Genomic DNA, 11,991 nt, shown 5'->3' with positions numbered 1-11,991 from the left:
GAGCCGCCGGGCTGTGGTACTTTAGCCGCCAAAGTAGTTTACCTCGCTGGTTACAATAAAGCCGGCCCTTACCTCTTTGCGGAGTTCGGTCAGCACCTGGTTTACTTTCTCTGCTTCGTCTATAAACACGATCATAGCCGGTGGTTCGTCGAAGCTGAACATACGGTCGGGGTTCTTCAGCTTCTGGTTGGAGCCAAAGCCCATCTGTCCGCGAAACATGGTCGCACCCCGTATATTATGCCGGAGCAGGAACTCCAGGATGTATTCGTACAGGGGGCCGCTGCCCTTAAAAGTGTCTTTGTCTATGAAGATCTGTGCCTGGAGCATAGTTGCGCTGTTTTGGGGGGAACAAGTTTTTTAATAACCGAAAGAAAGGCCTTTCAGCTGCATCACGCCCGATGTAGCCACGCTTTCGCCGGGTTGCAGGCCGCTGTAGATAATGACCCGGTCGCCGAGTTGCTGGCCTGCCATTACAGCCCTGCGTTCAAATACCGCATCCGATTTTTTTACAAATACATAGTTCTTACCCTGTACGGTAATCAGGCTTGCAGCCGGCACGGTCATATTATTGCCCTCGCTTACGCCAAATCCTACCATGGCAAACATGCCCGCTTTGATCCGGTTGTCCTTATTGGGTACGGTTATCCGCACCTTCACCATACGGGTACTGTTGTCGATCACGTCGGCTATGTTATCGATGCTGCCTTTGATCTGTTCGCCGGGGAAGGAGGGGAAACTCAGCGTACATGCCGTACCCGCCTTGATCTTGCTGATCTGGTTTTCGGGCACATCGCAGGTAATGTACACATTGCCTGCTCCCGCACGGCTCAGCGCAGAGGGGTTAAAGCCGCCCGATTTCAGTACGGCCTCATGTTCCATAATGCCCGCCTGTTCGGTGTTTACATCGCTCTGGGCCAGTTTTAGGTCGCTTTCGGCCAGCAGCAGGTCGGTCTTGGCATCGCTTACGTCTTTACCGGTACCGGCGCCATGCGCGGCCAGGTCTTCGTATCGCTGCACCTCGATCTGTTTTTGTTTTACCACCGCAGCTTTCTGCGCTACTATATTTTTCTTCTGGGTAATGTTATTGATATTCTGGGTCAGCTGGCTATAGGTGCTGGCCAGTTCGGGGTTGTCGAACAGGATCACGTTGGAGCCCGAATTTTCGGAAGAGGCTACCACCGCAGCCGCTACTTTGGCCGGTGCGTTCATGTCGGCCGTTACATTGCCGCTGCCTACCGTCTCGGTCTTAAAAAAGGCGGCCACCTTGGGGTCGGGTATTTCGATATGGTTCCCGTTTTCCGTTACCACCGGTGCATTGTTCTTTACATTGGCCGCCGTTTCCTTGTGCTTGCAGCTCCAGGCTGCGGGTAAGAGCAACAGGAGTACCAGGTACAGGCTGTTACTGCTTTTGTAGTACAGTGTGCCTGCCGGGCTGGTCCCTTTTTTCATCTGGATATTCATTGCTTGTATATTATATCGTTGTTTGGGAGAAATAGTATAAGGTAGTGCGCAGTGCCTGCGGCCCGCTTAGCCGCCGGCCGTCAGCTCATTCATCTTGCCGGTTACATACAGCAGCTGGATATAGCTTTCGCTGTATTGCTGCAGGGTTTCGTAATACTGTTGCTGTGTTTCGAGCCAGCTGCGCTGCGCTTCCAGGAAGTCTACGATCGTGGTGCCGCCATGCAGGTAAGCATAGCGCACATTATTCAGTATGGTTTGCGCCTGCTCCTGCAGCTGTTTGAACTTTTGCGTATTCTGCTTTTGAACGGCGTAGCTTTTGTAGGCATTGGCTACTTCGGTAGCCACCTGCAGTTGTATCACCTGCATGTTCTGCTGGCTCTGGTCCTGCAGGATTTTGGCTTTTTTGATCTCTCCCTGGTTGCGCGAAAAGAAAGGCAGGTCTATAGCAGCATAGATACCCCAATAGGGAATCGTGTTTTGCGGGTTGTACAGCACACCTACATTGGGCGTAGGGTAGGCCAGCGAGCGCTGCAGGCCCAGGTTGCTACCGGCTGCATCGATGCCCGCTTTAGCCGATGCTATATCGGGCCTGGTTTCCAGCGCATAGTTCAGCAGGCTGTCCGGTACCAGGTCGATATGCTGGCTAAAACCATGTGCGGTATCGACGCCGACCGGGCCTGTGGCGCCGGCAAGAAAGGCAAGGTCGCGCAGGCTGTTATCATAGGCCAGTTGCGCATTTTTAATCTGGATATCGAATTGGTTTACCAGTAACTGGGTACGGGTAAGGTCGGTTTCGCTGATCACTTGTTTCTCCAGGCGGTACCGGTTGATCGCTACCAGGCTGTCGAGGTTGTTTTTGGCCAGCGACAGCAGGCTCAGCTGTTTGTTGCTGGTCCAGGCCTGCAGCCATTTGCCGGCTACCTGGTACAGCAGGTCGCGCTGGGTAATTTCGTACTGTTTGCTTACCAGTACCTGGGTTTGTTTGGCCAGGTCTATTTTATGCTGGCGTTGCCCGGGCCATTGTATCGGCTTGTAGAGCTGCCATTGGGTCTGGCGGTTACGGTCGTTGATCCAGTCGGTACCGGGGGCAAAGTCCTGTTTACGCACCAGGTTAATGGTCTGGTTACTCAGGTTCAGGTTGGGCCGCAGGCCGGCAGTGGTTACATCGGCGCCGGCGGCATCGATGTTCATACGCTGGGCCTTCAGCTGGGGATTGTTGGCAATAGCGGCTTTCAGCGCGTCCTGTAGGGTCAGGTTGGTTTGCGCAGGCGAAACTATGCCGGAAAGGAGTAGCGGCAATAGCAGGAACCCCTTGCGAATGCAAATTTTCATTGATTAAGACATTAAGAAACAAGAAAACAAACGCGGTACCCGGGTGCTAATATAATGATTTTAGGGCATAAGTTATATTATGTCCTTATCAATTATCTGTTTAAATATTAGGAAACACACGGGTCCTATAGCTTATGCAAAAGCTTTGGGAGGCGGCGGATTGATGGGCCTGAAATACTGGAAGCGGTACCCGGTGGCGTTTGCAAAGTGTTGCAGGGGCTCTTCAGCGGGAAGCAGCGGTAGTAATGCAGGCGTGGCGGTCAGCGAAAAACCGGAAGCGTAGAATTTTTTCCAGGCCCTGGTTTTATGATGGGCATCGTGAGGGTGACAAGCGGCATGCTGGTGTTCGAAGGTATGATCCCAGCATTTCTTGGCAACATAGGCCAGGCTATGGTTGGCCGTAATACTGCCGTCTTTTGCCGATGCCGTACACTCCGCGGTATTCAGATTGAATACCTGGAAAGTTACCAGGATCAGCAGCAGGTTCACGATATATTTAAGACAGTGGTCCAAAAGGTTTATAAGGTCCTCAAACGCAAAACTAAATACAATTATTGCCCTAATGTGTTTTACAGGGATGTTTAATAATTGCTTAACCATAAGGGAAAGTTAAGCGACTAATTTTACCTTTGAACAAAATTGCTGAACCTAACTCATCGCCTTGACGCCTACCCTGCTTATTTATTCCGGTTTCGATACACCCCGTCTGCGCTATGTGCTCGACTGGATCTGCCATGACCAATTGCAGACCGGCTACCGGCTTACCGGCGATGCCGTCGAGTGGCGGCAATACAGCGGCCCTAAGCTCAGCTATAGCGGAGAGCAACCAGAGCCGGGCGCCCTGCGTATAAAACCCGTGGCCCTGTTGCAGGAAGATGGAATTAAAGTACAGCAACTGAACATCAACCGCTGGAAACACAGCACGATCCTTTTTTATAATCAGCCCGGGGCTCCGGTGCCCTTCGATCTGTTTGCGGCGGTTTTTTACCTGCTTAGCCGGTACGAAGAGTACCTGCCTTACCAGCCCGACCGGCATGGCCGCTACCCGGCCTCCTTGTCGGTAGCCGGGCAGTACGCCTTCCTGCAGCAGCCGGTTGTGGACGAATGGATCTGTAGCCTGCGTAAATTACTGGAGCAGCAATGCGGTATTGCTTTACCGCACAGGCAGGGCGCCTGCCGCTTTAGCTATGATATCGATATTGCCTGGAAATTCCTGCACAAAGGCGCCCGCCGTACCTGGGGCGGTTACCTGCGCGACCTGCTGCGCCTGCAACTGCCGGCACTGCGGGAGCGTAAACGGGTATTATCAGGACAGGCCCGCGATCCCTACGATTGTTTTGCCTGGCTCGATAGCCTGCACCGGCAGTATAAAGTACAGCCCCTGTACTTCCTGCTGTTGGGCAAAGGCAGCGCTTACGATAAAAACGCCGACCCGGAACTGCCGGCCATGAAAAAGCTGGTAGCCGGCCTTGGTGCACAATATGATACGGGTATTCACCCTTCGTATGCCTCGCACCAGTCGGAAGCCGTATTGCAGGAGGAGATCGGGACGCTGGCCCGCAACGGCGGACAGGCGGTTAGCCGCAGCCGCCAGCATTATATAAAGTTCAGCCTGCCGCATACCTACCGCAACCTTTTACGGGCGGGCATTACCGACGACTATTCGATGGGATATGCGTCGGTAAACGGTTTCAGGGCAGGTACCGCTAATGCCTTTGCCTGGTACGACCTCGAAGCCGACGCGGTTACTACATTACAGGTGCATCCTTTCGCATTTATGGATGCTACCAGCAAGTTCTATGCACGCAACAATACCGAAGAGACATTCCTCGAATTCGAGCGCCTGTATCTTGCCGTTAAAAAAACGGGCGGCACCTTCTTCAGCATCTGGCACAATTATATCCTGGGCACCGACGCCGCCTTTGCCGGCTGGCCGGCGTTGTACGAGCGGGTATTGCAGTATACGGCTTCCTGATCTTTTTTATTCTAACGCATACACGGCAAAGGAGGCCAGCCAGTGGCCGCCGCCATAATTACCGGCAAATACATTGGGCAGGGTAGCGGCCAGGAACTTATCGGCTTTAGTGGTAAACAGCTGTTTCCATTTATGGCCCCTGGGCAGATCGGCGGCAATGCCCTTCATGCACCAGGCTCGGGTAAAGCACAGGCCGTCGAGGTGCACGATCTGGTAATCGCTGCGGTCGCTTACGGTGGGTAAAGTGCAGATGCGTTTAATGCTGGCCTCTTCATAATATTTATTGAACCAGGCCAGGAATTCTTTTTTCGGCAATACCCTGCGCATCAGGTCTGCGGCTTCGAGCGTAGGCGAAAAGAAGTCGCTGCCGTCGGGTTCGAGGTAGGCGGGCATCGCTTTATTGTCGCCGTAGAAATAGCGCGATTTCTCCACCACGGCCCTTTCGAAGGCGGTATCTTTTACCGCCCTGGCCCAGTCGAGTGCGAACACCATAGCAAAAGCGGTATTGGGATGTACGCCGGTGCGGTTGGGATAGGTTTGTTTGGGCAGGTAGGCTTTCCACAGCCGTAGTATCTCGCGGGTAAGCGGGCTCAGGGCCTCATGCCATTTGCGGGCATCCGCATTATCCCAGGTGGCCAGCTCTTCGTCGAGCTTCAGGAGCCAGGCCCAGCCGTAAGTACGTTCAAAAGTATTGCCCACCGTGTATTTCGTAAAGTAAGCCGCTTCGGTTTTCATCTTTCCGGGTTGGAAAGTATGGTTCAGGGTTTTAATAATCGCCTCGCGGTTGTCGAGGTCGGGAAACAGTTTGAGCAGCCGTACCAGCATCCAGTGGCCATGCACACAACTGTGCCAGTCGAAGCAGCCGTAAAATGCCGGGTGCAGCTCGCTGGGCAGCAGGCGGGCGTCGCTGGCGCTGTCGGCGGAGTGCGAGGTCTTGTTGGGAAACTCCTGGCCAATGCAATGCAGCGGCATTTCGGCAAGCTTTACCGCTACGGCCTTGTCCAGCCGGGGTGGGGCCTGGGCCTGTACCGCAAATTGAGAAAAGGTATAAACCGCCAGCAGGGGCAGTACGCGACGTAGCTTCAACTGCATGTTTTTCTTTTTTGAACCGGATAAAAATAAATAAAAAACGGAGACAAGCGCGGGCTTATCTCCGTTTTTGCCGTTTACCGGCGGTATCAGGATTTCGTCTTGTTTTTCTTTTCGGTCCAGTCCAGCACCTCTACGATATTGGAATGATCCAGTCCTTTGCCGATAATCTTTTTCTGATCGTCCAGCAGGTAGATCTTGGGGGTAGAATAAACGTCGTATTGCGAACGGTATTCTTTTTTATTGTTGGCATCTACCACATTGATCCAGTCGCCGATGGTCAGTTTATCCACGGTTTTCTGTATCTCGCTCAGCTCTCCTTCGGTCGATACGGCATATACTTTTACGCCTCTTTGTTTCAGCACTTTTTCATACAGGGAATCCAGCTTGGGTACCTCGGTCATACAGTGGCCACACTCGCGCGACCAGAATATGACCAGGGTATATTTGGAGGCTACGCCATGCAGCGACACATCTTTGAGCGAGTGGATATCCTGCAGCTTTAATTCGGGGGCGATATTGCCCAGTACATTCGGTGCTATTTTCTTGGCACGGTCTTCGTATTTCGACAGGCTGGCGCTATCGAGCCAGTAGGCGTCGCCTTTCATGTAATACTTCTCTACCAGGTGTACGAATACTTCGTCCATACCCATTACTTTGCTGCTTTCGGCATTACGTGCCAGCCAGTGGAGGGTATATTTAAACAGTTCCTTGGCTTTGCGGGTACGGGCCAGCAGCGCGTCCGACTCGGCGTTCATACTATCGGGCAGGGGTACTACCAGGCGGTTAAAGTATTCGTCCAGCTTACCATCGTATATAGGCGAGTACATCAGGCGGTTGTCGCTAAAGTCGAAATCGTCCCAGAAGTGTGTTTTATAATAGCGGTAAGCATAGTTGGAGTCCACCGTTTGTTTATCTTCCAGGTAGAAGGTGCCTTCGGGTATTTCGGGTACTTTAAGCGCATTGAAAACGTTGGCCAGGTAAGTGCCCGGGTATTTTTTTACATAATCCTGGCGGTAGGTCACCAGCTCTTTAAGCGCTGCTTTGTACTTGTTGCGTACCGCCTGCGTATCGGCCTCGGTTTTGGCTGCTTTCATATCTTCCCCGATCGCTGCCTGTTTCTTCCCATAGCCCATCAGGTATTGTTCATAGGCTACATAACGGGTGTTTTCCGGGCTGTTTTTAAAGGTGATATTGGCCGGCATATTTACCGTATCGATCGTCATCTCCATACTGGCCCCGTTATCAAGTACAAACTCCACGTATTTGGAACGTTCGGCAAACAGGATCATATAAATGCCGCCCAGCACGCTGTCTTTGGAGTCGATTACAGCGCTGCGTTTATTGATCACCTTCGCAGAGTCGGTTTTATAGATCGTGGGCAGGGGTTTGGCATAGTAGTGTGCGAGGTACACGTATTCGTCAGGCATGTCCTGTTTGAACTTGATTTCGATCTTATAGCCTTTTTTGGCAAATAAGAAAGTACCCATCAGGCAAAGCAGTCCGGTTAATAAGAGTCGTTTCATTTATGGTTTCGATTGTGTTTTTAAAATTTGGGCCAAGTTATGGATTTGCTTTTTTCTTTTTTTCGTAATGTTCGATCAGCCCGTAAATATTGCTGTGATCCAGGCCTTTGCCGATCAGCTTTTTGTCCGTGTCCATCAGGAATATTTTGGGGGTGGTATAGGCATCGTATTTCGATTTATAACCCGAGGTGCTGTTAAAGTCGGCTACATTGATCCAGTCTTTAATGCCCATCTGTTCTACAAACTTGCGGATCTCGCCCAGGTCGCCGCCGCTCGCTACCGAATATACCTGCACGCCTTTGGCCACCAGCTGGTTGCGGTACAGCGAGTCGAGCAGGGGTATCTCTTTGCGGCAGTGGCCGCAGTCGTACGACCAGATCACGAGCAGGGTATACGGCGCCTTTACCGAATGCAGGTTCAGGTCTTTGGAGGTCCATATATCCTGCATACCGAGGTCGGGGGCTATATTGCCCAGTGTGGTCGGCGACAGGCTCCTGGCGCGGTTTTCGTACCAGGCCCTGCCTGCAGAATCCAGCCAGTAGGCATCGCCTTTCATATAGTACCGCTCCACCAGGTGTACAAATACTTCGTCCATACCCATAATCTTGCTTTGCAGGGCATTATTGGTCAGTGTGCGCAGGGTATAGCGAAACAGTTCGCGGTTGGCACGGGTACGGGCCAGCAGTTTGTCGGCTTCGCTATTGATCGTATCGGGTATGGGGTACAACCATTTTTCGAAATAGTCGTTCAGTTTGTTTTCGTAAACCGGGGTATTGAGGAGGCGGGCGTCGGCAAAGTCGAACTTGTCCCAGTAGTGCGCCTGGTAGTACCGGTAAGCGTAAGTGGAGTCGGGCGTTGTACCGTCTTCGAGGTAGTGTGGTCCTCCGGGTACCTCGGGCGGAAGTAAGGCGCTGAATATACTGCTCAGCAGGGTATTGGGGTATTGTTTTATATAATTTTTGCGATAGCTGAGTTGCTCGTCCTGCAAGGGTTTGAGGGCTGCGTTGATGCGGCTGCTATCGGCTTCGTTCTTTGCGGCGCCCAGTTGCTGCATAATGCCGTGGTGCCGGTCGCCCAGGCTTTCCATCAGTTTATTATAAGCGAGGTAGCGGTCGTTTTCCGGGCTGTTGCGAAAGCTGATCCGGTCCAGGTCTATGCCGCCTGCTTTATTACGCAAGGTATCAGCAGCGATAGAAAAGTCTGCGCCATTGTCGAGCAGGAATTCGATAAACTGGCTGTTGCGGTTAAAGGCCAGCAGGTAACTTCCGCCGGTAATGGGCTGTTTGCGGGCAAAGCGGATATGTTTTTGATCTTTTACCCGGGCCGAGTCGGCCTTTACCAGTATGCCGGCCTTGCCGAAATAATGGACCAGGTAGACTATGCTATCGGGGATATTGCTGCGGAAGCTGATGTCGATCTTATACCCCTCCCTGGCGCTGAGCGAAGCAGCGCCGACGAGGAATAATACCAGGAGTACAGATCTTTTCATAAGCTTATCAGGCAATCCTGCCCTGCGTTTTGCCCTGCACGGCGGGGCTGTTTTTGGAAGGCCGGCACTCAAAGCTAAAGAACCATTCTTCGTGACACCAAAAATCAACCTACCTTTGCAAAGGATTAACAAGCATAAATCAATTGGCTAGAAAACATAAAAAGACGGTAATTAACGCGCTGAGGTTGGAGCGTTATGCAGCAGAAGGAAAATCGATTGCCCACCTCGAAGACGGGAAGACCATACTGGTAGAAGGCGCCGTGCCGGGCGATATTGCCGAGGTAATGGTGATGAAGAATAAGAAGAATTACGCAGAGGGAAAGGCCTTGAAGATCGTAACGCCTTCGCCGGACCGCGTAACGCCCTTCTGTGACCACTTTGGCATTTGCGGCGGTTGTAAATGGCAGATGTTGCCCTACGACAAGCAACTGGAGTATAAACAGATCCAGGTTACCGATCAGCTTACCCGTATCGGGCATATCGACCTGCCGCCGATCGAGCCTATTGCAGGCAGTGCGCAGCAGCAGTATTACCGCAACAAGCTGGAGTTTACTTTTTCTACCCAGGAGTACCTGACCCGCGAGGAGATTGCCGCCGCCGGCGATGCCGAGATCGAACGCAAGCCTGCACTGGGTTTCCATGCGCCTGGCATGTTCGATAAGGTAGTCGATATCAAGACATGTTACCTGCAGCAGGAGCCTACCAATAAGATCAAAAACCTGTTGCGGGACCTGGCCTTCCGCCACGATCTTCCTTTTTACGACCACAGGCAGCAACAGGGCTGGCTGCGTAATGTTATTATCCGGATCGCCACTACGGGCGAGGTAATGGTGAACCTGATCGTACAGCACCAGCGCGAAGAGCTGAAAATGATACTGGACACACTGTTGCAGGAAGTGCCCGAGATCACCTCGCTGCATTATACCATTAATCCCAAGCTGAACGATACGATTAACGACCTCAAGGTGGAGACCTATTCCGGTAAAGGGTATATCGAAGAATACCTGGAAGAGTTCCGGTTCAAGATATCGCCCAAGTCGTTTTTCCAGACCAATACCCGCCAGGCCGAAGAGTTGTACCGCATTACGCGCGACTTTGCCGGGCTTACCGGGCAGGAAGTGGTGTACGACCTGTATTGCGGTACCGGCAGCATCGGCATCTTCTTGTCCAAAGGCGCTAAAAAGATTATCGGTATCGAATTGATTGCCGATGCCATCGAGGATGCCAAACTGAATGCCGAATGGAACGGCCTGGAGCATTGCCGGTTTTATGCCGGCGATGTGGCCGATATCGCTACCGATGCATTTTTTGAAGAACATGGCCGCCCGGATGTGATCATTACCGATCCGCCACGTGCCGGTATGCACGAAAAGCTGGTGCAGCAGCTATTGCGTATGCGTGCGCCACGCGTGGTGTACGTAAGCTGCAACCCTGCCACCCAGGCGCGCGACCTGCAGCTGCTGGATGAGGCCTACAAGGTTATCCGCCTGCAGCCGGTCGATATGTTCCCGCATACCCACCATATCGAAAATGTAGCCCTGCTCGAACTGCGATAAACCGCTACTGCAGCTACATGTATATAAACCAAGCCCCGCCTGTATTACAGGCGGGGCTTGTACATAAGCGCATTGTATTACATCGGCTCGCAGCGGCAGGACATGTACTCGGTGTCGGGAATACAAGCCTCGCAGGACCGCGCCCTGGTAACACGGTCGCAGATGCGGCAGGTTTGAAATTCGGTAGGTGGAATACAGGGCAATTGTACCGAATAGCAGGGCGTACCGCTGATACCTCCGTTTACTTTTACCTGTTCGTCGCCATTCAATACGGCAATCGATAATTTTTTAAGGCTTAACCGCGGCAGGGTCATTTTTTGTTTTTTCATCATTATTGTTTTGAGGGTTATGAGGATTTCAAAGGTAATATTTTCATTTTTCATAAATTGAAAAATTGTATAATTTGAATTCCTCCAACGACTTAGATGCTGCCAGGAACAGGCAATGGTACCGTGTTCAGCTTGTATCCTGTAAAAAACGGATGTCATGCATCGGGCATCACATCCATTTTTCCGGCGGCAGCCGGTTGTGTATATTTATGTTTCGCTTTACCGGAATTCAAACGATACCTGCAAGGTATAATAAACCGGTACCGGTGTACCCTCTTCCAGTTTACCCGGTGTCCAGGCGGGCATATGCTGCAATACACGGATTACTTCCTGGTCGAATTGCGGATAGATACTTTTAAGGATCCGGATATCGCTAAGCTTACCATCGGGTGTTACCACGAACCGCGTTACCATGCGGGTAGCTATGTTCACTCCGGTATCGGGCTTGGGAAGCTTTATATTTTTTACCAGGTAGGCTGCCGGATCGACACCAGGCTGCGGCATATAAGGTACCGAGGTATAAACAACAGGTGTGCGGACGGTATCCCTTTGCTGCGCCCTAACTACAGCCGTACTTTGCAGCAGCATACAACCTGTTGTTATCATCACAAAGGCTGCGGGGAACAGGTTATAGGCAACTTTTCTGCAGTGTGGTAACATCTTTATATTTTGTTTACAGGGAGCTTATACATTAACGGTGTATACCGAAACTGATGGGGACCATGTAGTTTACACTTACGGGCGCTCCATGCAACATCGCCGGCTTCCACGCCGGCATGGCGTTAATTACCCGGAGGGCTTCCGCATCAATAGCAGGTGATACGGAGTTTATCACCTTTGCCTTCCTTATTTCACCCTTCCTGTTTACTATAAACTGAACAACTACCCTGCCTTGTATACCTTCATTAAATTCTTTTTTGGGATATACGATATTTTCCCGCAGGTATTTATGGATATCATAACCCGGTTCTGCAGGTATATCGGCATCGTGACTGGGTTTATCTTCATCAACAGGGGCGGGTGGTTGTGCGGCCTTGTATATGGCGGCTTCGTCGGCCGGGTCGCCAGGAGCCGGGGTTGGCGAGGGTTTCGGCACAGGCAATAGCGGCGATGCCGTGTTGCTTTTATTGTTGACCTGGGCGCTTACGGGCTGCGAAAGCAAGAGTAGGCCTGTTGCCAGGAGAAAGGTGTAAACTGGTTTTTTCAGGGAAGGTAACATGGAGGTTGATCTTAA

General features: G+C 51.8%; 12 protein-coding genes. 2 read left to right on the top strand and 10 right to left on the bottom strand.

The genetic code is table 11. The features are described from left to right. Positions 1-21 precede the first annotated feature (21 nt). The 4 genes from B0I18_RS01560 to B0I18_RS01545 form a co-directional block, all read right to left on the bottom strand. Entirely contained in the window at positions 22-327 is a 306-nt protein-coding gene (locus B0I18_RS01560; protein ID WP_106520891.1) for a DUF190 domain-containing protein, read from the bottom strand. 30 nt (positions 328-357) lie between these two features. Then, positions 358-1,461: an efflux RND transporter periplasmic adaptor subunit gene (locus B0I18_RS01555; RefSeq protein WP_106520890.1), complete on the bottom strand. Its 1,104-nt coding sequence runs from the start codon at positions 1,459-1,461 to the stop codon at positions 358-360. Positions 1,462-1,527: 66 nt separating this feature from the next. Continuing rightward, a complete protein-coding gene (locus tag B0I18_RS01550; RefSeq protein WP_106520889.1) occupies positions 1,528-2,793 on the bottom strand; it encodes a TolC family protein in 1,266 nt (421 codons plus the stop codon). A gap of 132 nt (positions 2,794-2,925) precedes the next feature. Beyond that, positions 2,926-3,306: a hypothetical protein gene (locus B0I18_RS01545; RefSeq protein WP_146146626.1), complete on the bottom strand. Its 381-nt coding sequence runs from the start codon at positions 3,304-3,306 to the stop codon at positions 2,926-2,928. A 148-nt stretch (positions 3,307-3,454) separates the two neighbouring features. On the opposite strand from B0I18_RS01545, the gene B0I18_RS01540 reads away from it, so the two are divergent. Continuing rightward, a complete protein-coding gene (locus B0I18_RS01540; protein WP_106520887.1) occupies positions 3,455-4,768 on the top strand; it encodes a polysaccharide deacetylase family protein in 1,314 nt (437 codons plus the stop codon). Between the two features lie 6 nt (positions 4,769-4,774). On the opposite strand, the gene B0I18_RS01535 is transcribed toward B0I18_RS01540, so the two are convergent. From B0I18_RS01535 to B0I18_RS01525, 3 genes are all read right to left on the bottom strand, one after another. Beyond that, a complete protein-coding gene (locus tag B0I18_RS01535; protein ID WP_106520886.1) occupies positions 4,775-5,860 on the bottom strand; it encodes a DUF2891 domain-containing protein in 1,086 nt (361 codons plus the stop codon). Between the two features lie 86 nt (positions 5,861-5,946). Then, a complete protein-coding gene (locus B0I18_RS01530) occupies positions 5,947-7,383 on the bottom strand; it encodes a TlpA family protein disulfide reductase (RefSeq protein WP_106520885.1) in 1,437 nt (478 codons plus the stop codon). Positions 7,384-7,420: 37 nt separating this feature from the next. Further along, positions 7,421-8,872: a DUF5106 domain-containing protein gene (locus B0I18_RS01525; RefSeq protein WP_106520884.1), complete on the bottom strand. Its 1,452-nt coding sequence runs from the start codon at positions 8,870-8,872 to the stop codon at positions 7,421-7,423. A 143-nt stretch (positions 8,873-9,015) separates the two neighbouring features. Here B0I18_RS01525 and rlmD point away from each other — a divergent pair, with 143 nt between their 5' ends. Then, the gene (rlmD, locus tag B0I18_RS01520) at positions 9,016-10,428 is read left to right on the top strand and encodes a 23S rRNA (uracil(1939)-C(5))-methyltransferase RlmD (RefSeq protein ID WP_106520883.1); all 1,413 of its coding nucleotides are present in this window, start codon (positions 9,016-9,018) and stop codon (positions 10,426-10,428) included. A gap of 77 nt (positions 10,429-10,505) precedes the next feature. Here the strand turns inward: rlmD and B0I18_RS01515 are convergent, their stop codons facing one another. The 3 genes from B0I18_RS01515 to B0I18_RS01505 all read right to left on the bottom strand — a co-directional run bounded on the left by B0I18_RS01515 (position 10,506) and on the right by B0I18_RS01505 (position 11,976). Continuing rightward, positions 10,506-10,757, bottom strand: a complete 252-nt coding sequence (locus B0I18_RS01515) for a class I lanthipeptide (RefSeq protein WP_146146625.1) — start codon at positions 10,755-10,757, stop codon at positions 10,506-10,508. Positions 10,758-10,976: 219 nt separating this feature from the next. Beyond that, a complete protein-coding gene (locus B0I18_RS01510) occupies positions 10,977-11,345 on the bottom strand; it encodes an energy transducer TonB (RefSeq protein WP_181358296.1) in 369 nt (122 codons plus the stop codon). Between the two features lie 103 nt (positions 11,346-11,448). Beyond that, the gene (locus tag B0I18_RS01505) at positions 11,449-11,976 is read right to left on the bottom strand and encodes an energy transducer TonB (protein ID WP_181358295.1); all 528 of its coding nucleotides are present in this window, start codon (positions 11,974-11,976) and stop codon (positions 11,449-11,451) included. Positions 11,977-11,991: the final 15 nt, after the last annotated feature.

The organism is Taibaiella chishuiensis, assembly GCF_003014535.1.
In the GTDB taxonomy this organism is placed as follows: Bacteria; Bacteroidota; Bacteroidia; order Chitinophagales; family Chitinophagaceae; genus Taibaiella; species Taibaiella chishuiensis.
The sequence above is the reverse complement of the archived record's forward strand: the minus strand, read 5'-3'. Positions and strand labels throughout refer to the sequence as shown.